26 protein-coding genes are annotated in these 25861 nt (G+C 53.9%); 8 read left to right on the top strand and 18 right to left on the bottom strand.

All coding sequences use genetic code 11. From position 1 onward, the window contains the following. Positions 1-8: 8 nt before the first annotated feature. The 3 genes from rlmN to LEPIL_RS08420 are packed head-to-tail and all read right to left on the bottom strand — an operon-like array spanning position 9 to position 2475. Positions 9-1058: a 23S rRNA (adenine(2503)-C(2))-methyltransferase RlmN gene (gene rlmN, locus LEPIL_RS08430; protein WP_002771817.1), complete on the bottom strand. Its 1050-nt coding sequence runs from the start codon at positions 1056-1058 to the stop codon at positions 9-11. Between the two features lie 60 nt (positions 1059-1118). Beyond that, positions 1119-2234: a phosphoribosylformylglycinamidine cyclo-ligase gene (gene purM / locus LEPIL_RS08425; protein WP_002771815.1), complete on the bottom strand. Its 1116-nt coding sequence runs from the start codon at positions 2232-2234 to the stop codon at positions 1119-1121. Positions 2235-2280: 46 nt separating this feature from the next. After that, positions 2281-2475, bottom strand: a complete 195-nt coding sequence (locus LEPIL_RS08420; RefSeq protein ID WP_143464738.1) for a hypothetical protein — start codon at positions 2473-2475, stop codon at positions 2281-2283. 151 nt (positions 2476-2626) lie between these two features. Here LEPIL_RS08420 and LEPIL_RS08415 point away from each other — a divergent pair, with 151 nt between their 5' ends. Both LEPIL_RS08415 and LEPIL_RS08410 read left to right on the top strand, forming a co-directional pair. Next, positions 2627-3409, top strand: coding sequence for an enoyl-CoA hydratase/isomerase family protein (locus tag LEPIL_RS08415; protein WP_157135043.1), 783 nt, complete (start codon positions 2627-2629; stop codon positions 3407-3409). A gap of 78 nt (positions 3410-3487) precedes the next feature. Next, the gene (locus LEPIL_RS08410) at positions 3488-3961 is read left to right on the top strand and encodes a PaaI family thioesterase (protein ID WP_002771809.1); all 474 of its coding nucleotides are present in this window, start codon (positions 3488-3490) and stop codon (positions 3959-3961) included. A 62-nt stretch (positions 3962-4023) separates the two neighbouring features. On the opposite strand, the gene LEPIL_RS08405 is transcribed toward LEPIL_RS08410, so the two are convergent. The 3 genes from LEPIL_RS08405 to LEPIL_RS21875 are packed head-to-tail and all read right to left on the bottom strand — an operon-like array spanning position 4024 to position 6856. Continuing rightward, positions 4024-4644 carry a ribonuclease D gene (locus tag LEPIL_RS08405; protein WP_002771807.1) on the bottom strand — a complete coding sequence of 207 codons (621 nt, stop codon included), beginning with the start codon at positions 4642-4644 and terminating at the stop codon, positions 4024-4026. 23 nt (positions 4645-4667) lie between these two features. Beyond that, positions 4668-6179 (bottom strand): M14 family zinc carboxypeptidase, encoded by a 1512-nt coding sequence (locus LEPIL_RS08400; RefSeq protein ID WP_002771805.1) that lies wholly within the window; start codon positions 6177-6179, stop codon positions 4668-4670. Between the two features lie 32 nt (positions 6180-6211). Beyond that, positions 6212-6856: a lytic transglycosylase domain-containing protein gene (locus LEPIL_RS21875; RefSeq protein WP_002771803.1), complete on the bottom strand. Its 645-nt coding sequence runs from the start codon at positions 6854-6856 to the stop codon at positions 6212-6214. Between the two features lie 282 nt (positions 6857-7138). Between LEPIL_RS21875 and LEPIL_RS08390 the strand changes: the two genes are divergently transcribed. Continuing rightward, positions 7139-9295, top strand: a complete 2157-nt coding sequence (locus tag LEPIL_RS08390; RefSeq protein ID WP_002771802.1) for a PP2C family protein-serine/threonine phosphatase — start codon at positions 7139-7141, stop codon at positions 9293-9295. Between the two features lie 145 nt (positions 9296-9440). On the opposite strand, the gene LEPIL_RS08385 is transcribed toward LEPIL_RS08390, so the two are convergent. After that, the gene (locus tag LEPIL_RS08385; RefSeq protein ID WP_002771800.1) at positions 9441-9866 is read right to left on the bottom strand and encodes a YciI family protein; all 426 of its coding nucleotides are present in this window, start codon (positions 9864-9866) and stop codon (positions 9441-9443) included. Positions 9867-10035: 169 nt separating this feature from the next. Further along, complete coding sequence (locus tag LEPIL_RS08380) at positions 10036-10461, bottom strand: hypothetical protein (protein WP_002771797.1); 426 nt, start codon at positions 10459-10461, stop codon at positions 10036-10038. 160 nt (positions 10462-10621) lie between these two features. Here LEPIL_RS08380 and LEPIL_RS08375 point away from each other — a divergent pair, with 160 nt between their 5' ends. After that, positions 10622-12655 carry a neutral/alkaline non-lysosomal ceramidase N-terminal domain-containing protein gene (locus LEPIL_RS08375; RefSeq protein WP_002771795.1) on the top strand — a complete coding sequence of 678 codons (2034 nt, stop codon included), beginning with the start codon at positions 10622-10624 and terminating at the stop codon, positions 12653-12655. 119 nt (positions 12656-12774) lie between these two features. Here the strand turns inward: LEPIL_RS08375 and LEPIL_RS21870 are convergent, their stop codons facing one another. From LEPIL_RS21870 to LEPIL_RS08335, 7 genes are all read right to left on the bottom strand, one after another. Further along, positions 12775-13389 (bottom strand): Type 1 glutamine amidotransferase-like domain-containing protein, encoded by a 615-nt coding sequence (locus LEPIL_RS21870; RefSeq protein ID WP_002771792.1) that lies wholly within the window; start codon positions 13387-13389, stop codon positions 12775-12777. A 30-nt stretch (positions 13390-13419) separates the two neighbouring features. Next, positions 13420-13842 carry a hypothetical protein gene (locus tag LEPIL_RS08365; protein WP_143464737.1) on the bottom strand — a complete coding sequence of 141 codons (423 nt, stop codon included), beginning with the start codon at positions 13840-13842 and terminating at the stop codon, positions 13420-13422. Between the two features lie 31 nt (positions 13843-13873). Continuing rightward, on the bottom strand, positions 13874-14176 hold the full coding sequence (locus tag LEPIL_RS08360; protein WP_002771788.1) for a hypothetical protein: 303 nt from the start codon (positions 14174-14176) through the stop codon (positions 13874-13876). A gap of 37 nt (positions 14177-14213) precedes the next feature. After that, positions 14214-14648 (bottom strand): hypothetical protein, encoded by a 435-nt coding sequence (locus tag LEPIL_RS08355; RefSeq protein WP_143464736.1) that lies wholly within the window; start codon positions 14646-14648, stop codon positions 14214-14216. 27 nt (positions 14649-14675) lie between these two features. After that, positions 14676-15026, bottom strand: a complete 351-nt coding sequence (locus LEPIL_RS08350) for a DUF2200 domain-containing protein (protein ID WP_002771784.1) — start codon at positions 15024-15026, stop codon at positions 14676-14678. Between the two features lie 878 nt (positions 15027-15904). Continuing rightward, positions 15905-17347 (bottom strand): LIC12015 family protein, encoded by a 1443-nt coding sequence (locus tag LEPIL_RS08340; protein WP_002771780.1) that lies wholly within the window; start codon positions 17345-17347, stop codon positions 15905-15907. Between the two features lie 126 nt (positions 17348-17473). Further along, positions 17474-18016, bottom strand: coding sequence for an NADH-quinone oxidoreductase subunit E (locus tag LEPIL_RS08335; protein ID WP_002771779.1), 543 nt, complete (start codon positions 18014-18016; stop codon positions 17474-17476). Between the two features lie 137 nt (positions 18017-18153). On the opposite strand from LEPIL_RS08335, the gene LEPIL_RS08330 reads away from it, so the two are divergent. Together LEPIL_RS08330 and LEPIL_RS08325 are read left to right on the top strand one after the other, a co-directional pair. Then, positions 18154-18912 carry a diacylglycerol/polyprenol kinase family protein gene (locus tag LEPIL_RS08330; RefSeq protein WP_052608496.1) on the top strand — a complete coding sequence of 253 codons (759 nt, stop codon included), beginning with the start codon at positions 18154-18156 and terminating at the stop codon, positions 18910-18912. A gap of 3 nt (positions 18913-18915) precedes the next feature. Beyond that, positions 18916-20016, top strand: a complete 1101-nt coding sequence (locus LEPIL_RS08325; RefSeq protein ID WP_002771775.1) for an LptF/LptG family permease — start codon at positions 18916-18918, stop codon at positions 20014-20016. On the opposite strand, the gene LEPIL_RS08320 is transcribed toward LEPIL_RS08325, so the two are convergent. The 3 genes from LEPIL_RS08320 to proC are packed head-to-tail and all read right to left on the bottom strand — an operon-like array spanning position 20013 to position 22584. After that, positions 20013-21134, bottom strand: a complete 1122-nt coding sequence (locus tag LEPIL_RS08320; RefSeq protein ID WP_002771773.1) for a glycosyltransferase family 9 protein — start codon at positions 21132-21134, stop codon at positions 20013-20015. The genes LEPIL_RS08325 and LEPIL_RS08320 overlap by 4 nt on opposite strands. Continuing rightward, positions 21134-21760, bottom strand: a complete 627-nt coding sequence (locus LEPIL_RS08315; protein ID WP_002771771.1) for a DUF4254 domain-containing protein — start codon at positions 21758-21760, stop codon at positions 21134-21136. Before LEPIL_RS08315 ends, LEPIL_RS08320 begins: the two co-directional genes overlap by 1 nt. Before the next feature lie 38 nt (positions 21761-21798). Further along, positions 21799-22584 (bottom strand): pyrroline-5-carboxylate reductase, encoded by a 786-nt coding sequence (gene proC, locus LEPIL_RS08310; RefSeq protein ID WP_002771769.1) that lies wholly within the window; start codon positions 22582-22584, stop codon positions 21799-21801. Between the two features lie 146 nt (positions 22585-22730). Here proC and LEPIL_RS08305 point away from each other — a divergent pair, with 146 nt between their 5' ends. Further along, positions 22731-24284 carry a transposase gene (locus LEPIL_RS08305; protein WP_002771767.1) on the top strand — a complete coding sequence of 518 codons (1554 nt, stop codon included), beginning with the start codon at positions 22731-22733 and terminating at the stop codon, positions 24282-24284. A 360-nt stretch (positions 24285-24644) separates the two neighbouring features. Further along, positions 24645-25568 carry an MORN repeat-containing protein gene (locus LEPIL_RS08300; RefSeq protein WP_002771765.1) on the top strand — a complete coding sequence of 308 codons (924 nt, stop codon included), beginning with the start codon at positions 24645-24647 and terminating at the stop codon, positions 25566-25568. Positions 25569-25861 lie beyond the last annotated feature (293 nt).

The following is a 25861-nucleotide window of genomic DNA, read 5'->3' as shown; positions in this document are numbered from 1 at the left end:
AAGCGAATTTAGCTTTTGCCGGCGTTCAGGCGCTGGAAGGCCAGCATGCCGCAGGCTCCGTCCACTTCGCGTCCTGGAGAGCCTCTGTTAAAGGCAAGGATGCCGGCGTTGCGCAGAGCGATCTGAAATTCGGCGGCCTCTTCTTCGGTGGGACGCCGCCATCCCTGAAGATTCGTATTGAGAGGGATGAGATTGATCTTGCAGTTTACACGCCGGGTGATCTGTATCAGGCGCTTCAGATTGGCCGCATCCATGTTCTTTTCGGGAATCATCACGTACTCGAACATAACGGGACGGTTCAGCTCGCGGTTCAGTCTTCGCGCCGCGTCGATAAGCTCTTCGAGCGGATACTTGAGATCGATATCCATAACCTGACCGCGCTGTTCGGGATCGGGATGATTGAGAGAGATGGCCAGGTTGAACGGCTGCTTCTCGTCGATGAAGCGATGGATCATCGGAACGACGCCGGCCGTTGAAAGCGTGATATGCCGCGCTCCAAGCGCCAGGCCATGCGGATGATTGAGCAGATGAGCGGCCTTCAGGGCGTTGTCGTAGTTATGAAAGGGCTCGCCCATGCCCATAAATACGATGTTAGTCAGCGTCTCATCGGGACGCGCATGCAAGAGCTCGTAGACCTGATCGACGATCATCCAGGCCTCAAGGTTACCCGAAAAGGGCAGGGTGCCCGTGGCGCAGAAGGCGCAGTTCAGCGTGCATCCGGATTGGCTTGAAATGCAGGCGGTGCGTCGTTCCTTGCTGACGATCCAGACGCTTTCAAAGCTGCGAAAGCGCGAACTCTTTTCGTTATCGGGCGCATAGTCGAAGATGAACTTCTCCGTTCCGCCTGGAGCATCGGATCGCTCAAGCATACTGAGTCGTCTGAAGGCCGGCGCGAGCGCCTCGCGCAGCTCTTTCGGGAATTCTGAGAAGTCGTCGATGGACGTCGCTCGATGCCTGTAGATGCGCATGAAGGCCTGCTTGCCGCGATAGGCTGGCAGGCCCATCTGCCGGAATTCCTCGGCAAGCTCTTCGGGGAATTTTCCTTTCAGATTCTGCATGTCAGGTTTTGCGATTCAGGTGCTGCAACGTTATCGGCCTGCGACCGATGCGCTCTCACATCAAAGAAAATGCACGGAGGCGTCGCTGCCCTGCTTTTTCTTTATGCGACCGATCACGGCCGGAGGGCGCAGAAACGATTCCGAGGGGCGACAGGTTCCGCGCATGCTCACAAAGGTTTTCTCGAGCTCACTTATAACTCGGCTGCGATAGGCGTTTAATCCGGCATCGAGCATGGAAAGCGTCTTTTCAACGTCTTCTTCTCGCACCATCATCAGATAGCCGTAACCGCAATTGAAAACCGAGAGCATCTCATCATAACGCAGATTGCCGCGGTGTTGCAGAGAGGCGAACGGTTCGGGCAGAGTCCAGGGAGTGAACTCGGCGCTCAGATCATCGGAGAGCACGCGGGGCACGTTTTCGTAGAATCCGCCGCCCGTTACGTGCACCATGCCCGTCGGCAGCTCTGCTTCGATCACGTCACGCACGACCTCTTCATAGAGGATGGTCGGAGCAAGCAGTATCTGATCACGCAAGAAGGCGCGGTCCCCTTCGGCGGCGGGCAGCAGTCCGTGGTCGAGAAAGATCTTTCGCACAAGCGAAACGCCGTTGGAATGAATGCCCGATGACGGAATGCCGATGATGACGTCACCTTCGGCGATGCGATTTGCCTTCTGCAGACGCTCTTTTTCGATGCAGCCGACGACAAATCCGGCAAGGTCGTAGTCTTCGTCTGCCATGACGCCCGGATGCTCGGCCGTCTCGCCTCCAATGAGAGAGCAGTGCGCCAGACGGCAACCCGTGGCGATGGACTCGACGACGATCTTCATCTGCTCGGGCCGCAGGCGACCCACGGCCACATAATCGAGCAGGAACATGGGACGGGCGCCGCTCACAAGCAGATCGTTGGCGCACATGGCGACAAGATCGAGGCCGACCGTTTCATGACGGTTGAAAAGCCGGGCGAGGGTCAGCTTGGTGCCGACGCCGTCAGTCGACGAAACGAGTACGGGCTCTTTATAATCTTTCAGGAAGGAAACGTCATACAGGGCGCTGAATCCGCCCAGGCCGCCCATCACATTCGGGGTGAACGTGGATTTCACGGCAGGCTTGATAAGATCGACAAAACGCTGACCGGCCACGGTATCTACGCCGGCCTGTCGGTATGCTTCGGACATAGTTCAGCTTTTCGCAGGTGCCGCTGCCGTCGACTGAATTCAACGGCTACTTTTTGCCGTTGCGCACGCTCAGAGGGCGAAATGTGGCGATCTCTCGCTCGAGGGCTTCGGCAAGCAATCCGTCTTCGAGCCGCGCCGTTTCTCGCCGGCAACCCTTGCAGACGTGAATGTGGGATCGGATCTTCTGGTCGACCTCGCGGCCGAGCACGTAATTCATCAGATCTTTTTGTTCAGGACACATCGGCTTCTCCGCTTTTTGTGTAGTATCAGCATCGGCGTCCATATCGATTTCCTCCCTCAATTTCTTGAGAAATGGCCGGCATTGCATCGATCTATCACAAAGATATCGCTAAAATCGGTTGACGGAAAGTCGCCACACTGTGTCTGAAACGGTGAGTGAGAATCCAAAGATCCTGAGAATCCGTCATGCCGACGGAGTTGTCGAGCTGCAGTTCGACCTGAACGAGAAAAATATCTTTAACGAAGAGGCCTTTCTCAGCTTCTCAAAGCACCTGATCGAAATCGGTCAGGATAAAGAGATACGGGCCGTGCTTTTGAGCAGCGCCAGTGAAGAGTATTTCTCAAACGGATTGGACCCGAACATGTTCGTCGATCGGGATTTTCAGCATATCCACCGCGCCGTCGATATCATCTTACAGAGCACGCTCGAGCTTCTGCGCCTGCCGCAACCGATCGTCGCCGCCGTGGGCGGTCATTGCATGGGGGCGGGCGCCGTCTTCGCCCTTTTTTCGGAGTACCGGCTGATGTCGGCAAAGAAGGGGCGTATCGGTTTTCCAGAGATTCGCATCGGGCTCAGCTTTCCGGCCGGCGCGGCCACATTACTTGCCGAGTTAGTCGGTCCGAAAGCGGCCCGCGACCTGCTCTTCGACGGTACGCCGCTCAAGGCCGAGCAGGCCCGCACCCTCGGTCTGGTTGACGAGGTCTGTTCGTCGGCGGAGCTGATGCCGGCTGCTCTTAAGCTTGCCACTTCGCTGGCGAAGAAGCCGCCGATGGCGCTGCAGGCGATCAAGCTCGCCCTCAAGCAGCGTGCGCGCATATATATGGAAGATCGCATGCACGATGACCGTGACTGGCTCGTGCGTACGATCCATTCCAAGCACGGTCAGGAAGGCTTCCGGTCGATTCTTGAAAACCGGCGACCGGTCTTTGAATGAGCGCGCAAAGCGTTGCCATGAAGCAGGTTCAGCGACCTGTAAGAGGCGGATAACGCCATTAGCGCAGAGAAGGAATATATGTCAGAACAATCGATGTCAGAAGAAACGCTCGAAAAGATGCTGCAAGAAGACTTTGCGAAGTTTCAGAAGCCCGCACGCATGCAGATCACGCTTCCTCCTCCCTGTTTTATTGAAATGAAGGGGAAGTACGTCGACTACGTGAGGAATAAATCGTTAACCGTGAGCTTTCCCGTTCAGGCGCACTTCGCCAATCCAACAGGAGCCATGCAGGGAGGTTTTATCACGGCGGCCTTTGACAACGTTCTCGGACCGCTCAGCTATCTCATCGCAAAGAAGCCGGCCGTTACGCTCGACCTGACGACGAACTACATTCGCCCGATCATGGTCGGCGACGTGCTTACCATCCAGGCCCATCTCGTCGGCAAAGGCTTCGCGACGATGCATATGTCGGCCGAGGCCAGGAATCAGAAGGGAAAGTTGATCGCTACGGCGACGACTAACTGCGCCATCCTGTCGCTACCGTCTGAATAATGGCCTGAATCTGTTCTGTCTCGAAAGCCGCCGATAGTTCGCGGAACGGTTCGCCCGAAAGCTCAATGATTGAAGACGTCGTCGCCGAAGCCGCGAACGTCCATCTCGATGCGGTCGGGCAGGAATTGAAGGGCCCTTGCAAAGATGTCGTCGCGCTTTTCGCGCTGCAGCATTCCGTTCAATACACGGCGCAGATGAAAGAGATAGATGACGTCGCTCTGCGCATACAGCATCTGATCGTCGGTGAGCTCGGGGCGGCCCCAGTCGGTACTTGTGATCGATTTATCGAGGTTGTCGCCGGTGAATTCTTTTACGAGTTCTTTCAGACCGTGTCGATCTGTATAGGTGCGCGCCATGCGCGAGGCCAGTTTCGTGCAGTAGAGGTTCTTCACCTGAATACGAAGTCGTATCTGTAAAAAAGCGCAGTCAGCCCGCGCATAATGGAAGATCTTCGTAATCTTTTCGCTCTCAAAAAGCTGCTTCAGAAGAGCTGGAGGATTCGCCTCGTCGACCTGCACAAGTGCGCAGGAGCCGTTTTCGCGCGCCACCTGAATCAGACACAGCCTGTCGCGATGCGGATTCAATCCCATCATCTCGCAATCGACGCCCAGTTCTGTGGCGGTGAGGAATTCCTCGTAAATATCGTTCGGAATGTCCTGTTTTACCAGGCGGGCTCGTTGCATGATAAGAATCCTTTTTAGTTTTTCTACCGGGTCAAATAAAATTTCTCTTTACAGATATTCTTGCACAGTATCTTTTTTCGCGCCGTTTGATAGCCGTCGGCTGCGATCTCCAGATGAAGCTGCTCAAGAGGGCCTGGCAGCAGGTCAAATCGTCCCGTTTGCGGATGTACCGTCCAGCGTTCGTTTTCGAAGCGCACCTCATCGAGAAGCCTTATTTCGGCGCCGCGGATCGGATATCCCGATGCATCGACCACCTTGAGTTCGAGACGAGGACCGGCAGCCATCTGTAACAGAGCGGCTTTCCAGATCGGGCGCATTCCTGCAATGCTGCGCAGGCCCTCTGAATAAACAGGGCTATTCATCGATCCTTCGACGATATAGGCAAGCGTGCCATACTTGAAAAAGAGCCAGTCCTGGTCCGTTCCATCGACCGAATAGAGCTTTCGCGCCGCCTCATACTGGCGTTCCCTGCGAAAAGACTCCCCCGAACCGGCCCAGCTTCGCGCATAAAACCATGCTCGATCGGGCCATGGATTCATGACGCCGTCGATCGTATACGGAAAAAGAACCCGTGTGGCGAAGGTATGGTATGAGAAAACGACGGTAAAGCGCTCCCGTTCTGCGAAATCCATCATGACCCTGGTCTCAGGCTCTGATCCGGCCGACGGTCCGCGATAGTCGTGTACATCCGCTGAATTGCCGGACGCTCCGGTCTGACCCGTTCCCCAGTAGAACGGATAATTGCGATTCAGATCGACTCCGCGCGCATTCTTGCGCCCCGCATGGATGCTGCGATTCCAGTAATCGTCGAGGCCGTCGGGATTAACTACAGGAACGATCCATACCTCGAAGGATTCGAGAATGCGGCGTCGCTCTTCGGGCGTAAATCCCGCGAAGCGGGCGCGAAGAGCGGCGCTGACGGGAACGCCGGGCACATCGAGCAGCAGAGCGGCCATATCGAGTACGTAATCTATAGAAAGAAGTTCGTTCCCGTGGTGGGCGCCGTTAAACATCAGCGACGGCTCGTCTTCGTCGACCTCGGGGTTCTTTGATATACGCAGCGCTTCAATGGGCCGATTCCGGACCGATTTGCCGATAACATAACGCCGGCAGAGATCGGGACGACTCTTCTCGAAGTATAACAGTATCTTCTCGACGGTTTCGCGGTCCTTGTAGCCCGAGAACCACACGGCCGGATCGTCGGATTCGCGTCGTCGATCGATGTCGGGGTCTACATAGCGAAACGGAACGTCGTTGATGCGCCTGTATCCGTTTTCTTCAAGCCACTCGGTCTTCGCGGCCGGCACGCGATAGATCGGTCCTCTGCTACCGCGCGCGATGGGCTCCAGGGCTCCGTATTCGGCGCGAAACTGCTCTTCGCCAGCAAAAGGGACTTCATAGAAAGAATAGACGCCCCACCAGTGGATGGTCGGCTCTCCGCGCTCCGAATCTTCGCGCATGCCGCTGCGACAGGAATTCGCAAGCAGCAGGGCGAACAGTAAAGGAAAAAGCAGGCGACTGTGAACCGAAGACATCCGTGCTCAGAGCGACGGATGGGCGTTCTCGATCAACTCGCTTTTTTCTTCTTCAATGTTCTGTAGAACCGCTGCACCTTCATCCAGTATCGCGGATCGTAAAAACCGCGGCGCAGATTGCCTGGTCCTGCATTATAGGCCAGGGCGACAAGGGCAGGGTCCTGAAATTCGTCGAAGAGAAAGCTCAGATAGTGAACGCCCAGCATCAGATTCACTTCGGTTTCGTGGATGTCGGCCGGATCAACGGCCATCTGCGATCGGTCGCGAATCCACAGAAGCGTCGCCGGCATGACCTGCATATAGCCGCGAGCGTCGGCGCTGGAAACGGCCTTACGGTCAAAGCTGGATTCGGTTTCGATGACGGCCGTTACAAAAAGCACCGGATCGACGGGCTGTCCGTCGATGCGAGCCGTCGCCGGAACGCGCAGCATTGCAGATTCTTTCAGAATAATGCGGGCCAGGCGTTCGTCTTCTCCTGGCTCGATCTTCGGGTTCATTGCGCGAATATGCGTAACGAGAAGGTCATGGTCCGGATGCGCGAGCGTTTGCTCTTTAGAAAACCATTGGTCCGGATCGGTGAGCCTGGCCGGCTCGGGCATATCCATCATACCGGCAGCGGTCAGGCCGGTCAGTGTGAGGATGCCGCGTTTCAGAGTGCGTCTTCCGTTCTTGTTCACGGTCGCCTCCTGAGTGGATTTGTGCGTCGCATTATCGGAATTGTGCGCCGCACAAGCCACTTTTTTCAGAGGCCCTGTGGCGTCGAGTGAAAATTACCCCCCTGGTGTATGCGTACGGTCGCCGCTTACATGGTGTTTCAGGGATGAATCCGGCATGGACGTCTGATTGGACCCGTATTTCTTCGAGGCCTTTTAACTGAATAATGATTCAGCTAAATCGGAATCTTCGTTCTTGACGGAATGGGTGGTCAAAGCTACGAGATCTCAGGATTCGTAACAAGTATGCCGGTTTTTGAGCTGAATATATACGCCATTCCGCCGTGGCTTTCAGTGCTTTCCGGCCTGCTGATCGCCTTTCTCTCGTTTATCAGGGGACGAGGGGCCGAAGAAAGCACTCTTTTTGGGATCGTCTGCCTGCTCTGGACCGCTCTGCCAGGTTCGTATGTGGTCCATTATCTTCCGGTGAATCGTGAGGTGATGCTATCGAGCGATCGCTGGATGACCTCTCTCTACGCCTTTCTGCCGTTTTTCAATATACTGCTCTTTCACAGAATCCTAAGGCTGCGTCGCCGCCTCTTAGAGGTTGCCTTTTTCGTCATGAGCGTCCTCTCGTCTGTTCTGGCGCAGTTGCCGTGTTTTTATACCGGCCTTTTAGAGTATTCCTGGGGCGTGATCGCCTCAGGAGGGCCCTGCTTTGGTCTGTTTGGCCTTTATTCTGCGTCTGGCACCGTCTATGCCATTGTCCTCGTCGCGCTCCATTTGAAGCAGAAGACGGAGCGCCTGCGTCGCCTTAAAATACAATACATACTTCTTGCTCTGATTACGGGAGCGTTGCTCAATCTTGTAAACGTGCTGCCTCTATATGGCATCGACGTGTATCCTCTGGGCAACCTGACGTTTATTGCCATGAGTATCATGGCCTACGGCATCCTCAAGCATCGATTGATGGAGGTCGAAAGTCTCTTCTCGCTCACGGTGATGTGGATCGTAACGTCGCTGCTCATCGGTATTCCAAACGGTATCGGTCTGATCCTGTTTCGTGAGTATCTCGCTCATTTGAATACGACTGAGATCATCCTGCTCGGCATGGCCTGGTTTTACGCAAACTTTGTTTTCGTGCGCCGGATTCAGCCCATGATCGATCGGCTTTTTCACCGACATGCCTACAATTTACAGAAAGCCGAAAGCCGTCTTGTGAATCAGATACTTCTTCTCAGGTCCACGTCGATGATGCGACAGGAGTTTTTATCGGCGATTGAAAGAGCGATCGGCCTTGCATGGGCCGACCTGTTGATTCGCGAAAAAGGCAGCAATCGCTTTCATGGAATCCAGCAAGCGGAAGTCGAGGTGAATGACGACGTACACGACTGGTTCCTTGGCGCCGATCATCTCTGCGATCGTGCCACGGTTGAGATCGATCCCTACTATGCGCTCATACGAAGCGACCTGTTGGATCTATTTGAGAAAACGAAGGCGAGCTCTATGGTACCTCTCATGCAGAACGGCGTTCTTCAAGGCCTTCTTGTATTTGGAGGTAAAGCGAACGGGAAGGTACTTCATCGCGATGAGATCGCTTTTATCGAGCATGTAAAGGCGGCAGGAGCGATCGCTCTTTCCAATGCATCTCTGTATCAGGATCTAAACGAGTTGAAAGACCATCTTGAAGGGCTCGTCGCAGATCGTACGGCGAAGCTACAGCGACGTACCGATCAGATGACGTTTGAGCTTCGTCTTGCCAGCGTCGTTCAGAAGTCCATTCTTCCGCCTGCGGTTCAGGAGCCGCCCGGGCTTCGACTTGCCGCTCGCATGATTCCCATGATGGAGGTGAGCGGCGACTTTTATTATGCTCGACCGTTAAGCGACCGACGCTATGGCGTTGCCATCATCGACGTTTCGGGCCATGGGATGCCGGCCGCACTGCTTACGTCTATGATCAAAACCGAAATCGACCGACAGTTTGTCGATGGTCGTTCGACGGCCGAGATCTGCTCGGCCCTGGGCGAAGAGCTTGCACCGGCCCTGGCCGAAACGGGGCTTTATTTCACCGCCTTTGTAGGCATTATTGATCGAGACTCTCGTCGTCTCCACTATACGGGTTGCGGCCACATACCGCCTGTCATTGTTCGAAGCTCTAAAGATCTACATATTCTTGAATCGCGCGGAGTCGTCCTCGGCAGTGCGCTTATTGGCGTCTATCAATCGCAATCGACCGAGCTGCATCCCGGGGATCGACTATTCCTGTTTACCGACGGATTGATGGATGCGTCTGACGAAAGCGGCGAGGCGTTTGGCGAAGAACGACTCTATGCCCTGATGCAGTCCGGCGCCAGGAAGCCCGCTGACGAACAGCTGGAAGAGATCCTGGTCTCGGTAAGCGGATACCGTTCCAATGGCAGCCGATCTGACGACATGACTCTGATGATTGTGGACGTCGAATAGCGGACGTTAAGCTTTAGCGTTTGCGCTTTATCCCTTTGCAACTCTGAGCGAACAGTCGCCGGCTCTTTTTGATAGAAGCGAGCGTTCCCGCATATTCTCCGTTAACTGAGCGGCCTTTTCGAATTCCTGCGTCGCGCACGATCGCTCATTGCCGCGATTCGGTCGCCTCGCGAAGACGATCCTGCCTTTCGCGCAGCTCGGGCGTGAGCGCTTCTCCGAAATCTTCGTCTTCAAAGACCGGCCTGATTTCGATGATGGATTCGCCTTTCATCGGGTTCGGACAGCGCTTCACCCATTCGATGGCCTCTTCAAGCGACTTCACCTGCCAGATCCAGAACCCGGCTACAAGCTCTTTCGTCTCGGCAAACGGACCGTCGATGACCTTGCGCTGTTTGCCTGAAAAGACCACGCGGGCCCCCTCAGAGCTTGGCTTCAGTCCTTCGCCGGCAAGCATGATGCCCGCCTTGACCAGCTCTTCGTTGAATTTCGTCATATCCTCAAAGAGTTGCTCTTCGGGCATTTCTCCGGCTTCGCTCTCTTCCGTAGCCTTCACAAAAACGATCACTTTCATGTTTTTCTCCAGTGTTTGATAAGAACCATCTCTGGTTCTAAAATGGCGACGAATTCAGCCTGGCCGATTCGACATCGGGTGAGAAAAAAACGCGAAAAAGGGAAGAATCTGCTTTGAGTGGCAGGAAGAGTTTCTGCTCAACCTGAATGGTGGGAGGCCTGGGCCGCCGTTATTCCGGAACTGAGATGCCTTCGAACTCGATGGCCGGATTGCGCTGCCGTAGAGTCTTCATCAAATCATCAAGGCCTTCGATGAAATCGGGCATGGAGACGGTTTCGCCGGCAATGTGAAATTTAAGCGTGCGTCGCCCTGCCGTCGGTCTTTCAATCTTCTTTATATCGACGACCCTGAATTCGGCCCTACCGATCAGACCGCGAAACTCTATGCGATCGGCATGGATGGTAATCCGATGCGGCCTTTTTAGCTGAAAGACAAAGACGAACAGGAAGACGGCCGTCATCAGCATAAAAAATGGAAGCATGCTTCTATCATCGCTCTGCAAGATCATGACATCCTGTATGAGAACCATCAGCAGCGCAAAAAGTGTGCTTGCGGTGATCATATAGGTAAAGAAAGGCCGGACTTTGAAGGTCATCGAAAACAGATCAGAAGACGACGGCATGCAGTCAACCGAAGCATGTGGCCGGGAAAGCTTGCTGCAATAATCGGCATTTGTTGACTCGTTTTTGCTTGCCTTTGCGAATCGGTGTGGTAGAACGCTCCTTGATCGCCTGATGCGATTAAGGAGCAGTCAGTTGAAGAGAGTCATCGCGACGGTATTTGCATTCATTCTGTTAACGTCGGCGTCCGCGCCGGGCTATTCTGAAGAGGCCGGTCAGGAAACCGGGTCTGACGCCTTTCCTTTTGAGGCCGGCATGTCCAGGGTTGATATAACAGGCCCGGCCGTCGGTATCATGTTCTGGGGATACGCCCAGGAAGGCCAGAAGGGCGAGGGCATTCACCTGCGACAGTATGCAAGGTCTCTCGTCATAAAAGACACGCAGAGCGGTCGGCTTCTGGCTTATGTAACGGGCGAACTTGGCGGAATCCCGCATGAGATCCATCGGGACGTTGTGGCGCGCCTCCGGAAAGAGGTGGATCCGAGGTTCAATATGGCGAACGTTTTACTCAACGGATCGCATACACATAGCGGACCGGCAGGCTTCTTCCATTATATTGAGAATTCCATCTACACGACAAAATTCTTTCCAGAATACTATAACGTCATCGTCGACGGCATCGTGCGTTCGATTCGCGACGCTTATTTAAAGAAAGCGCCGGCTCAGCTGCTCATCGGCAGCACAGCCGTCGAAGGGGCCGGAGTGAACCGATCGCTCGTCGCCTATAACGCCAATCCCGAAGAAGAGCGCAAGCGCTATACGACCAACATCGATACGACGATGGTGCAGATCTCCGTTAAAACGTCGAAGGGAACGATCGGCGTTATCAACTGGTTCGGAGTGCATCCGACAAGCATGACGTTCGACAACCATCTGATCTCGTCTGATAATAAAGGCTATGCGTCGTATCTTGCAGAACGTGAGGCGTTGAAGCGCGGCCAGAAGGATTTCGTCGCCATCTTCGCCCAGGCTAACGAAGGAGACGTAACGCCTAACCTGAATCTGAATAATACCGGACCCGGTAAGGATATGTTCGAGAGCACGAAAATCATCGGAGAGCGTCAGTATGAGGCGAGTCGCCGGCTGCTTTTCAGCGACGAACTGCGTCCGTTGCCGGCCGGGCTCCGTTTCACTCAGTCTTTCATCGATATGCCGAATTCCGTCGTTAAAAAAGAATTCTCGGGAACGGGCAAAGACGAGCGTACCTGCCTTTCAGCCTACGGCTATGCCCTGGCTGCCGGCTCCACCGAAGAAGGCGGCGGTCACTGGCTTTTTCATGAAGGCATGAAGGACGAGAATCGCCGTTTCTATATCGATTGGCTGGCCGCTCATATGCTCCAGTCGCCGACGGAGGAGCTGCGCGAATGCCAGAGGCCGAAGGCCGTGCTTTTTGCGATGGGCGAGACGAAGCCGCATCCATCGCTATCGCAGATTCTGCCCATCGGTCTTGTCAGCGTCGGCGATTTCGTTCTCATCGTATCGCCGAACGAGGTGACGACGATGTCAAGCCGTCGCATGAAAGATACCGTTCGCAAGGTACTCGGCGACCGGGCACGTGACATCGCTCTTTCAGGGTTAACAAACGACTTCGCCGGATACGTCACCACACGCGAAGAATACTCCACACAGCAATACGAAGGCGGACACACGCTGCACGGCCCGTTCTCTCTGGCGCTCTTCCAGCAGGAATACGATCGCCTGGCAAAAGATCTGCGTGACGACCGGCCGAGCAATCCCGGCAGGGCGCCGAGAGATCTGAGCGCCAGCGTTCAGAAGACCGAGATACCGGGCCGCCGCCTCGTCGAGAGCTTCGAGGCCGGCGTCATGACTCCGAATCCCACGTCGGTGCAGATCGGTGAAACGGTGCGCTGCGATGTGCGGGCGTTGCATCCGAATATCGCTTATCCGAAGCAGAGGTCTTACTTTGACGTTGAACGCAAAGAAGGCAATGCCTGGAAGGTCGTGTATAACGACGCCGATTGGGCGACGAAGTTTTATTTCAAGCAGGCCCTGCTGCCGGTCCTTCCTGATCGTATCGAGCTTGTCTGGGAAACGACAGGCGAAGATAAGCCGGGCATCTATCGTCTGAAGCATTCGTCGTTTTATAAAAGTGCTGACGGAAAGGAAGTGCCGTATTCGGTAGCCTGTCCGGAGTTTGAGTTGAAATAAAGGCTGCTGGCCGCCTCGATAGTCGAGGTGGCCGTTGCATGCACGTGTACTTACCGGGTTGCCGTGGCGGCAACTACTTCGCGTTGAGAAAGTTAGCCGCCTCTACAATGCTAAATCCGTCATACTATGTGCATCGAATCGTAGCCGTCTATAACGACGACCTGATCATCGTTCAACGGAATCGTCTTAAAACCAGAAGCCCTCAGTCGCTCTTCGGTGAGCAGGGCCGATTCTCTGTATGCCGGATTGTTGCAATGCGGCACCACGACGTATTCGGTTAGCTGCAGGCCGTCGTCGACGACTTCAGGCGCCTGCTCGGGATCATCGCCCATTAAGTCGAAAAACTGCGTCGTAGGGCCGGCAACGACGGCGCCCGCACTCCATCCTGCGAAGACTTTTCCCTGCGCGACGGCCCTGACAATCGCATCATCGGCGCCGGTGTTTTGGAGGATATAGCGCAGATAGTAGGTATGCCCGCCGCATATCCAGATGATATCACAATCGTCGAAGTCCGTGCTGCGATTCAGATCCTTTATTCTAACATTGTAGCCGTGTGCTCTTAAAGAATCGAGAACTCCTGGGACCCAGTCGCCGGCATCGGGAAAAACATCCGTTGCATGCACGATGGCGGCGATGCGCATCTCTGATCGGTCGGTTTTTCCCGTCAGTCTGTCTAACTCCTGAAGCTGCTTTTCGTTCACGTGCATGGAGTAGAGAAAGAGTTTGTTCTTCATAGCTACAGACTCCTGATGCGGCTTTGCATTTTAGCGATCTCCGGAGGGCTGAGCAAATAAGGATAGACCAATTTTGTAGAGGGTAATCAGAAGCAAATCGGGCAAGAACGAGAACACAGCAGCTTCTGGTCGCAGAAGAAAAGAAATCACATGAAGAGGCAATCCGCCCCAGAAATAGAGATGCAGATAGAATGCAGGTGATGCCTGCGACTGCCGAACCCAGACGAATACACGATGCAAGATGCCAGGCACCACCTGTGCGAAAAGTGCGAGGATTGAGTAGATGATGATATTTCCCATCATCGCAAAAGCCCCTGCGCCGCTGTCCACAACCGGGATGCTGATGCCGACGAGGAACGCGCGGGCACCGGATAAGCAAATGAAAAGAAGGATCATGAACAGGCTTTTTAAACCGGGCATGGGTTGTCCAGGGGATGATTCATTTTCAAACAACTGAGAGGACACGATATGGGCCCAGACACTTTCAGTCGTCTCCAAAGGCAGCGCGGATCGACATAAGAGAAAAGAGCGTCCCTGAAAGGAACAAGCTTGCTCGTGTTTTCCATGAGAATGGCTTGCCTGTAAATAATACTATTGCTGCTTCTGACGAAGGTCCTGCAAGGAAAGCAAGGTTTATCAGGGCGACTCTGGCAATATAGTCCGGTAGCCACGGGGACTGAATCAGGTGTGTGCTTAAATGATGCGAATACCAGAGGATTGGCAATATGAACAGCAAACGTATCGACTCCCACTGAATATTAGCTTTCTTTGTCTGCTTGATGCGCATAGTCAAGGACTCCCTCTTCTGATGGATATGGACCCATTCAACCTCTATTCCTCAATCTGAGCAGAAAAGCAGTGACCGTGAATGTGATCGATCCGAATAAATATATTGCCAGTGCGAGAAAGAAAGGCAAGACGGAGGACTTCTCTGTCATTGTCCCCTGCAACAGGAGTGAGAGTAACGTGCCTGAACTGGAGATGAGGCCGCTGGTGATATGCACTTTGATAAGGGGCAGGCGATTGCAGCATGGCTTCTGTAACGATCGAGAATCCTTGCCTCTGATCAGAGCAACGATGCCTGAGAGGAGCGAGGCAGTCGCCACGATAGGAGTCGCAACAAGAAGGAAGGCAAAGAGAAATTCTGCAGCCCCAGAGTTCCATGCATAATGGAAAGAAAGATAAATCGACGGAAACATCAGCATCTGCGCCACCGTCAGGTACCGGGACAGCTCGTTAACAGGCTTGATTTCGGGCAACGTGAGTTCTGTTGACATCGGCCTCGCTCACTTGCGCAGAATCTTTTCCATCGTCTTTCCCTTAGCGAGCTCGTCCACCAGCTTGTCCAGGTAGCGAATCTTACGCATCAGCTCATCTTCGATCTCTTCTACCCTGTAGCCGCAGATCACGCCTTTGATCAGCGTAACGTTGTCGTTAATATGCGGAGCCTCTTCGAAGAATATCTCGAAGCTGACCTGCCTTTCGATCTGCGCCCGTAATGTCGCTTCATCGTAGCCGGTCAGCCAGAGGATGATTTGATCGACTTCCTGCTTTGTGCGATTCTTTTTCTCGGCCTTATGAATATAAAGCGGATACACGCTTGCAAAGGTCATCGAGAAGATTTTCGGCCTGTCCATCATATGCTCCCGAAAAGATGAGCTATCAGTATAGAAACTGCCATCAGATGTGTGACAAGCATTATTCCGAGGCCGAGCCTTGATCCGACATCGAGAAGATGCAGTTTCCGCCGAGCAAGCAGGCGATACAGACCGATGAGCGTTACATCTTGAGCGCTCGTTGCCTCACGCGGCCAGATCAGCCATGGCAGCAGCAAGCTTAGCAGCGAGACGGCGGGCAGCGACGACCAGTCCGTAAAAGACATCGTCGATACGTACATAAGAAAGGGAAGAAGGGGCAGCAGGCATTTTAGAAGAGTGTTATACGAGAAACTCCGGCGGGTGTGTAGCGACAGGGGATTGTTTGGCGTGACAGCGAAGACCGTTCGGCAGCGAGGACATGGGACGATCTCACCGGGCATGCCTTTTATCGGAGAGCGGCAAAGGGGGCATACATAGGAATTCAAGGCTTCGTGCGATTGAGTCGGCATGGGCGAGTGTCTGCGGATTCGGGATAACGGATGAGGCTGCCCGAGCAAGTCGATTTCCTGCTTGTGAGTGGTAGAGACTCAGGCGGAGCAGAGAATACACTTGATGTGCCAGGAGCAGGGGTGGGATAGCGCTGCGGCCAGTAAAGTGTATGGGACATAATATTATTACCGGGACATCTTAATGTGAAGATATTTTTTTTATGTCGTGCCCCGTTAAGACCTATCTACATTCAATACAGCCCCTGTCTCGCGTCTTAGATAGCAATCTCGCCTCGATCAGGCTGCGGTCGAACGCATCCGCTCTGTTCTTAAAGCTCAGAAAGGGATTCAGAACCGGCTCCAAACAGAAAAGGGAGGCTTTCGGGCCTCCCTTTAAAAAACGAAAAGTGAACGATGTTTAAACTCCGATCAGAGCTTGCCTTCTTTAAGCTTTTCGCGTTCAATCTTCACGCTGTAAGTATCGAAGAGATTCTTCTTGATCGCCTGAAAGGCCGACTGGCGCTTTTCCTGCATCAGTCCCATCTGAATCTGATCTTTTACCTGAGCCAGGGTTTTGCCCTTGAACTCATTGAACTGGCGAAGCTCATACATCTGCTTGATTTCTTCGTCGGTCACCGTCGTCTTCGACGCTTCGCGGCCGATATAAAGGTTTGCAAGCAGGTCGTTCGTATAAAGAGCCTGGACATACTCGACCTCGTCGGATTTCACGACCTTATCGTATTGCGACGATTTCTTTAGAAGCTCAGAAGGCAGAAGAACCTGCATGGCAAGCATGAACTGTTCTTCGGGCGCCATCTTCTCGATACCTGCCTCTTTCTTCAGATCGGCGTAACGATAGGCCTGATCCTTGATCTTGAAAAGCAGCGTATCGTCTGCCGGCGCTTCCTTCCACATCTCAGGCGGATTTTCGCCGCTTTCGAAGGTGATGGGATATTCCTTTTTTAGATTCTCGATCTCGCCGGCAAGCAGGCTACGTGTTTCACGGCGAACCTGCGCCTCGGCCTGTTCTTTCGCGAAGGTTTTCACCTCTTCGTCGCTCATCATGCCGGGATGCTTCTCTTCGCCTTTCGGAGCCTGGCCGGCCTGTTCGTAATACTTCTTGATGGCGTTCTGAGCACGACGCTGAAAGTCGAGGAAGATGCGTTCGAGGTCGTCGCCTTTCACGTCGCGCACTTTCAGGCTGCGGATCAGCCAGATGCCCTGTTCGTTTGTTACGATTACGAACTTTTTATCGCTGCGATCCTTGATGGGATCGGTGAGTTCGGTTAACGGATTGGGATTGCACGAGATGCAATAGGGGTCGAGATATCCGGCCTGGATGCGATAGCGATTATTCTCGTTCGAGGCGAACATGATCTTTTCGACCTCGGCATCGTCTTTTGCATCGTTCAGCTTCTTGAGAAGCTCTTCGGCTTCGGCCTTGCGATCGCTCTGCGGATCATTCTTGAGAAAGAGCATCTGCGCATCGAGCATCTTATACTTATGCGAAGAGGCGTTCACTTTCAGATACAGGTCGAATCCGGCGATGAGAGCACGGCGATCGATCATGATCTGATTGCGCTGGAATTCCTCGCCTTTGTCGAGGCCTTCTTTTTTACCGGCTAAAGCGGCGACGCGAATCAGGGCAAGATTCTGCAGTACTTCGTCCTGCATGGCAACGGTGATCTTCGTAGGATCGTAAGCTCCCATCGTGGCGGTGAGGAAGGTCTTCATTTCGCCGCGTGTGATCTTCTGTTCTTTGCCGTCGTCTTTGAAGGTGACGAGCGCCTGTCCGTCTCCACAGGAGGCGAACAGCGGCAGAAGAAGCAGAGCGAGCACGGAGGCTTTGCTGAGTTTGTTGATAACGGTCATGAGTTTCTCCGGTGTCAATGTTTTCCCCTCCCGGTCGGAGGGGAATCATAATTGCGCCCGGAAACAAGACGCGCGGACGAACATGGCGGCCGGATGGTAGAACAGATTCTCGCCTTGCCGGCACGCCTATTCAAACCGGAACAGGAAGGGCGGCTTTTTCTTATCGGCGGCGGTGCCGGGATTGCGCACAGGCGCTGTCTCGGTCTTCTCTACGTCCTTCGAGGCAGCAGAGCCGTTTGCCGATGCATTTTCGGATGCTGGCGTCGCAGCCTGTGTGGTGATCGATTCCTGCGTGGGCAGGGAATTCGAGGAGGCCTCTTTTGGACCGCTTCTGTCGCTTGAGGAGGCCTGTGTTTTTGCCGGCTCGGCACGATTTGTGGCATCGGGGCGGGCAGGCTCGCTGCGTACGGCGACGTCGGGGCGCACGGCGATCTCGGGACGCCTGCCATCTGCGAGCATGGCCTCAAAATGCGGCGGAATGCGGATGACCTGCGAGTTGATACGCTGTTTGAGCTGGCGCAGCCGAAAGGATTCCTCGACCAGCGAATCACGCAGACGGGCAGAATACTCCCGGTCCATCTGCAACGTGCCCATCAGCGCATCGAGCTCTTCTATGTCTCGATCGATACGCTCGACCTTGCGCAGAAGATGTACGACCCTTAGATTCATAGCCTGTAAGGAAGTCTGCTCGACTTTATTTATGCGTCAAGTCATATCTGTAACAGCGGAGCCTGAACTGAGAAAGAGGTGGCAAAATGACAGCCTTTTTAGAGTCTGGCAGCGTCCCGACAGTGGGATCTCAATTTATGAAGTGGATTCGAATCAGCGAACCGATAGGCCGTGGCTTCAACCTGAAGCGCAAGATCTATCACATGGCCGGATTGCTCGTTCCCGTGATGCTGTACGGCGACGTCTTCCGTTTTCTTGCGGACGATCCGTTTATCACGCGCAAGGTGCTGATCGGCCTGCTGATTGCCGCCAATATCGCTCTCATTGTCATGGAAACGCTGCGCATGAAGCATCGCGGATTTCGCGATCTCTTTTATCGCCTGTTTGGATCGCTGATGAAGGAGTCCGAGCGAGATCGTATTCACGGCACCGTCGCCTACATGATCTCAAATCTTGTGCTTGTGCTTTTCTTTTCAGATGAAGTAGTCGTGCTATCGCTGACCTTCCTTGTTCTCGCTGATCCGCTTGCCGCCTTTGTCGGTATCTACTATGGCCGGTTGCGCTTCTGGAACGGCAAGTCCGTCGAAGGCATGCTGGCATTTGTCGCCGGATCGTTTCTTTCAGGGATCGTTTTCTATTTGATTCAGGATGCCTTGAATCGAGGCAATCTTCCTTTTGTTCTCGAATCGGGCTCGATTGGCGTCGCCCTGGCCATCCTTGGATTCGCCGCCGTCGTCGCCGCCCTGGCCGAGTTCTTCTCGTTTACGGCCCTGAACGGAGTCGTCGATGATAACCTCATCGTCCCGCTTGCCGCTGCTGCCGCCTTCGTCATTGCCGCCCTCTCTCTCGGCTTTCTGCCGGCAACCGTCTTCTTTGATCTGAACTGGATGCTCTGAGCCATGAAGCTGAACAAGCTCGACCGCTATCTTGGAGGGGAGTTCATCAAGGGCTTCTTTCTCGCTCTGCTCGGTCTGCTGCTTGTCTTTCTCAGCGTTTCGATTAACGAGGCGATGAAGATCGAAAGCAAGCAGCCCAGGTACCTGCTCTACATGCATCTTCTGACGACGATACCTCAGCTTGTCGTCACGATCACGCCGGCGGCGATTATGTTCTCGGTCTGCTTCGTCGTCGCACAGTTCACGATGGCTCGCGAGCTGGTCGCCATCTTCGCCTCGGGCATCAGTTTTTATCGCGCCGTCGCCGTCATTTTCGGATTCGCCTTTCTGCTCAGCGCCGTTCTCATCGCCTTTCAAAACTACGTCGTCGTTCCTTCGAATCGAGTTTCGCTCGACTACATGGAACAGTACCGCAAGAACACGAAACGCAAGCTCGACGTCGTCTGGCAGCGCAGCTTTCGCGGAAAGCAGGCCTTTTATTTCGTTCAGTATCTCGATCGCGAAAGCAACCGCGTCATGGGCGGCTTTCACATCCTCTTCTTCAAGCCCGAGACGACCCCTCTCAAACCGGTGCGCATGGTCGAGGCAAAAAACGCCCTGTCTACGGGCGATCGTGACTGGAAGCTACAGCTGGTGCGCGAAACCTTCTTTGACGAGGAACTGAACGTCGCCGATGTAAAGCTGCATGTGGAGTTGCCGATTACGCTGGATGAAGATCTGAACTTCTTTACAAGGCCGCGTCGTGATCCCTCAGAGCTGAATCTGGCCGAGCTGCTTGATGAGATCGAGAACAGAGAAAGCGCCGGATTCAGCGCCACCGATTACCGCGTGCATTTCCATGCGACGATCGCCTTTCCGTTTATGTGCTTCATCGTCGCCGTCGTCGGCGCCATCGCCGGCAATATGGGATCGCTCCGGTCCGGCGGACCGCTGATTCGCGCCCTTCTGCTGTCCACGGCGACGATCTTCTTTTATATCATGTCCATCCGTATAGGACAGAACCTGGGCGAGAATAACATCCTGCCGCCGTTTGTGGCCGGATGGGCGTCGACGGCCGTCTTTGCCGTCATCTCAGTCGTGCTTGTGATCAAGCATCGTCGTTAGTCGTTCGATTCCTGCGCGATGCGAGCAAGGATCGTCTTGCGTTCGGCGATCTGCTGCGGAACGGGGCGCTGCACGATGTTGCAGAGCGAGGCGAAAACGTCGGTCGGATCAATCCAGTTCATGCAGGCGAGATCGCCGCGAAAGCAGCCTTTATTCCCGAAAATAGAGCAGGGCCGACATTCAAGCACGTCGGTGGGAATCTGCACGATGTTGCGGTCGTCCTGACCGTACGGTCCGAAGCCCGAGAACGTATGCGTCGATCCCCAGATGGATAACACCGGCCGACCGAGAAGGGCGGCCATGTGCATGTTAAACGAATCCATGGCGATCATGGCGTCTAACCGATCCATAAGCCCGATCTCGCCTTCAAGCGTCAGATTGCCCGCCACCATCACCGCCTTATCGGGAGCGATTGAGACCAGCTCTTCGAGAAGGGCGATCTCGCGTTTGCCACCTCCGAAAAGAAAGAGCTTGCAGGGAAGATGATAATCGATGAGGCGCACGACGTCGCGAATACGTTCAAACGGATACGTCTTCGGTTTGTGCCCCGCAAAAGGAGCGAGGCCGATCCAGAGTGTATCTTTTTTCTCGATCTTGCGATCGACGAGAAAATCACGTGCCAGCTTGCGCGATCGCGTCTCGGGCGTGATCCAGGGACCCGGACCCGTATCGGCCTTGAGTCCGGCACGCTCGAAGACATGCATGTAGCGTTCGACGACGTGCGGCAGCTGATGCAGCACCTTGTTGCGCCTTCGTATCTGAAGGCGTTTTTCTTTGCGGCCTTTGACGATGCGCGCAAAGGGCATCTTGCCGCGAAAGAAGAAGCGCAGCATACGCGAACGCAACGAGCCGTGCAGATCGATGCCGTAATCAAACGGACCGAGGCGCTGTAGCTCTCTATAAAGACGGTGAATACCTGTGAGGCCTCTGTATTTGCGCGCACGCAGATCGACGCCGATGACCTCCGCTCCGGGAATATTGTAGAAGAAGGGCTCGTATTCTTTACGCGTGACGACGGTCTGGCGGACTTTTGGATACGCCCGCGCAAGCGCTCCCAGAACGGGAGCGATCAACGCCACATCACCCATGGCCGAGAAGCGAAGGATCAGCAGATGCATCAGTTCGACTTGCCCTTCTGATAGAGAACGGGATTCAGGCTTTCATCGTTATACATCTTCATCTGGCGATAGACCTTCATCATACGCGTGCCGGCGAGAATGTCGCCAATATACTCTTCGAGGCATCGGCCGAGATCGCTCTGCTGTTCAAGCAGTACGTTCAGTTTGTTCTCGCATTTCTTACGATGCTCGTCTGTAGCGTCGGATCGTTGCGTCTCAAGACGCATGTGATAGATCTTCAGACAGATGATGCTCATGCGATCGAGAATCCACGCCGGACTCTCTGAATTCAGGCGTGCGTCGGGCGAGGGCTTGATATCGCGAAAGTGCGTCAGATACCAGTCGTCGATCTTCTCCACCGTATCGTTACGATCCTGATTGGAGCGATCGATCCAGCGTTTCAGATGCACCACAGAGGCGTCGGCGATGTTCGGAGCGCGCACCTCATCTTCAAGATGCCACTGCACCGTATCGATCCAGTTCTTGCGGTAGAGCAGGCTTTCGATCGTGCCTTCGGCGAAAGGATTCTGTTCTTTCGCGTGGATGTCGTCGGTTTTATGATAATCGTCGATCGCCCTGTTGAAGATCTCATTCGCCTTCGCCGCCGTCAATTCCTGAACCGTCATCATAAACTCCTCGCGCATCTGAACGCGTATTCGATTGATTATTTCTTCTTGCCGAGCTCGCGACTGCGTTCCGTCGCTCGATGCACGGCCTCATAGATCGCATGACGCATACCGTTTTCTTCGAGGGCCGCCATGCCTTCGATCGTCGTTCCTGCCGGCGAGCTGACGCGCCGAATCCACTCCGCCGGATGATCCGACGAACCGGCAAGCAGAGTCGCCGAGGCAAGCACCGTCTGCACGGCCATCTTTAAAGCGTCGTCAAAGGGGATGCCTTCGCGCACACCGGCCTCGGCCATCGCCTGAATCAAAAGAAAGACGTAGGCCGGCCCCGAACCTGAAAGCCCGGTCACGCCGTGCATCAGATCCTCTTTCCCGACGGCAAAGGCGTAACCGACGGCGCCGAAAAGCTCGACGGATAACGCTCGCAGCGCCTCGTCCTCGCAGTAGATCGCCGTCGTCGAAAGTCCGACAGTAGCGCCGAGATTGGGCATGGAGCGGGCCAGCAGAGGCGCCGGTCCTTTAAAGAAAGAGCGAATCGTATCGAGAGAGAGGCCGGCGGCGATCGAAAGGCAGGGGCGGCTTCCCTGAAGCGAGGCCACCGCCGTCGCCATATCCTGCGGCTTCACGCAGAGCAGGATCAGATCGGCCCATTGCTCAAGCTCGCCGGCCGAGGCAAAGGCCTTCGTCTGCTCAGAAGCAAACGGCATCACATCGCAGGCTCCGGTCAGCCAGCGATTCTCTTTCTGAAGGCCCTCGGCGATGGAACGGGCCATCTTACCGAAGCCCAGAAATCCGACCTTGATCTGTTCAGGCAATGCGCTCATAAACAGGGCCAGAAAAGTGAATTCCGCCCTCCCGTAAAGCCAAAGAGACCGACTCAGGGGCCGCGGGAGTCGGGGGGAGCCTGTCGAAAAACCAGATCCGCAAGAAAAAATCCTGGAATTCATAATGCGTGCTGTTATGAATTGTCATGGCAAAGTACAAGCAACCCGACCCGGAGCAGGGGCAATTCGTTGTTCTAAATTTTTCTGAATTGTTCCCGGAAGATCATCCAGTTCCACGGTTGCTTGAAACCATCCGTAGTTTCGACCTGAGCAAATTTGATCAGAGTTACTCCAATGATTCGGAGGAAGGAGGTCGCCCTGCCGCACCGGTGGATCGGATACTTGCATTGATTGTGTATGCGCTGCTTTATGGTAATCTCTCTATGCGAGCTCTTGAGAGAGACATTAAAGTGAGGGCAGATCTGATGTATCTGTCGGGAGGGATGCAGATTGATCACTCGACTCTTGCGAAGTTCAGACTCCGGCATGCTGACGCTATCAAGGATCTGTTCACGCAGACATTGTTCCTCGGAGTAGAGACCGGGTTGATCGATCTCGATACGGTTAGTATAGACAGCACAAAGATCAAAGCCAGCGCTAACAGGAGAGATATAGGCACGAAAGAGGAGCTGGAAAGGCGATATCGACATATTGAAGAGGCCTGTAAGAAGCGTTATCAAGAATGGGAAAATGCAGAGAGTTCAACAGAGAAAGAACTGCTGGCAAGTAAGATGGAGAAATTCGCAAGACACAAAGAGAAACTCGCGAAAGGCTTGGAGTTTCTTAAAGATCGAGAAGAGAAGAAGCGAATCCATCTTACCGATCCCGATGCAGATTGGCATAAGGATGGTTCAAATCGTTTTATCGTCGGTTACGCTACACAGAATGCCGTGGACTATAAAAGCGGCATGATCATTTATCAAGAAGTTGTTACAGCGCAAGGCGATCCAGCCTTTACCGTCGACATCATCAATAGCGTGGAGAGGCTGAAGAATGAGATCCTTCCTGAAAAAGAGGGGGAAATCAAATACGTTCTTGACTGCGGTTATGCGAGCGAAAAAAATCTGGAGGAACTTGGCGAGAGAGATGTTTACCTGCCCGATCGAGAGTTCGCTCACAAACAGTCAGGCGGCAAGATAAAACCAGAAGAGCGAAAGGATAGAGTCAAAGAAGAGGCACCTCTGGTAACAGCGAATCAGGAGGGTCTGCTTGAGTTCATCTATGACAGAGAAAAAGATGCGTTTCTCTGTCCGGCAAAACAGACCCTGAAATTCATCCGTGACAGAGAGCTTCAAGGAGCCCTTTACAGGGAGTATCGCTTTAACCATTGTACGGGATGTTCTTTCCAGAACCAATGTGCTGGCCCCGGCAACAATCGAAAGCATCTTCTGATCGCCAAAAGGCAGTTCCCAAACATTGATGTCCGAAAGCTACAGCATTATCACGGAAAAAAGGGAATGGCTTCAGTCAGCAATCCTCTGACCCTTAAAATGAGAGAAAAACTAAGCTCGGCCTATGGTAAGACAATCTATTCGCGCCGGTTTCCGTCGGTAGAAGGTGTCTTCGGCGTTATGAAGAGTGTACGAAATGGATGGCAATTCTTTCGACGCACCCTCAAAAAGGCTCAGGTTGACTGGGCAGAACGTTGTATCGCCCACAATATTGCGAAGCTGATCAGTTTCAGGAGAGTGAATGTATAGCAACATCACAAATCGACGGGGGGAGATCACTTTGCTGGGGTAAGGGGGTTTAACGTCATTTCGCCTATGACCCAAGGGGCCATAGGCGGGCCACTGAAGTGGTTTTTCGACAGGCTCGGGGATGGCTCCGGCGCGCGGGATATCGTGTATTTTGCAGGAATACGGTGCTCGACATACGGCGTGGTACGGGCTCCGGCGCGACATATTAAAATTATGGGGACATTCTTATGAGAAAATAATGACATTATGTCGCTCCGTTTCTCGGCAAAAGCGCGATCACTCTCGCAACCGAGCATCCGATCTGTGAACAGGATAAAAACCGCCTTGCCTGTAACGGAACACACAGCATTGAAGTTGAGTATGAACCGATATATCGGCGCCCTGCTTATTGCCGCCTTACTTGCATTCGCAATGCGTTGCTCGCTGCCACGAATGGGCACTGCCTACTGTGTAGAGGGTGGCTGTAAGAATGGCTATGGGGAACAGCGCGTGGATTTCTTCGGTGTTATCGATAAATCCGTCGATAACGGTTTTGTCGGCTATTCCATTTACAGGGGTGAGTTCAGGGATGGCCTGCGCTGGGGCAAGGGTACCATTGAAAAGCGTGTGAAATCGATTGAGGGCGAGAACTATGAAGGGGATTTCGCCTATGATAAGTATCACGGCTACGGAAAATGGGAAAGGCTGATAACAGGACCATGGCCAAAAGAAGAGATGGATAGCTGCCCCCATAGATATGAAGGCCAGTTCCAGCAAGGTGTTCCGCATGGGCGAGGCACATTGACCACCTGCACGGGCAAGGCGTATAGCGGAGACTTTGTGAATGGTGCAATCTGTTATGAAGGAGATTGCAGAAATGGCAGAGGTGCCTATCTGTTCTGGCGTGGCACGCACTATCGTGGCGAATTCAGGGACGGCAAACGGCATGGAAGAGGCAGAGCATATGATGCAAACAATCTACGGCGCTATGAAGGGGAATTCCGGGATAATCATTACAATGGACACGGTGTGCAGATCGGTTATGACTCGCCACAGTATAAAAATGGCCGATGGACAGATCCTGAACCGTACGTTCGCCTTGAAGGCGCGTTTGTTAATGGGAGCGAAAAGGGTTATGGCAAGAAGGTATATTTAAAATCAGGCGATGTCCAGGAGGGCGAATGGAATGGCCAGGGTGGCTGTGCCGGCCCAAAATGCAATGGTGCGCCCAGGGCATGGCCTCCTGATTTTATTGATAGGATGAGAGAGAAGGCTGAGAAGGGTCGAGAGAAGAAGGAAGAGTAATCGCTGCGTGGAGCGGCGTTAACTTCAGTATGTGTGCTGCGGATGAGGGAGAAGGTCGCTGTGGGCGGGATGGCATGCAAATCAGGCGGGACTTCGGCGCAGGCCGGCTGGTATAGAACGGGCTCGGGCGCGCGACAGATTGTTTAGCTCGCTATACAGTGCGCGAGATATCGTGCATTTTGCTGGAAGACGCCGAGCGACATATTAAAATTATAGGGACATTCGAATGCGAAAATAATGAGATTATGTCGCGCCGCTGCTCGGCAAGGGCTCGAAAAGGCCGGCGACTGCCA

Origin of the sequence: Leptonema illini DSM 21528 (assembly GCF_000243335.1) — a bacterium.
Classification (GTDB): domain Bacteria; phylum Spirochaetota; class Leptospiria; order Leptospirales; family Leptonemataceae; genus Leptonema; species Leptonema illini.
Note: the sequence above shows the minus strand (reverse complement) of the source record. Positions and strands in the feature narration are given on the sequence as shown.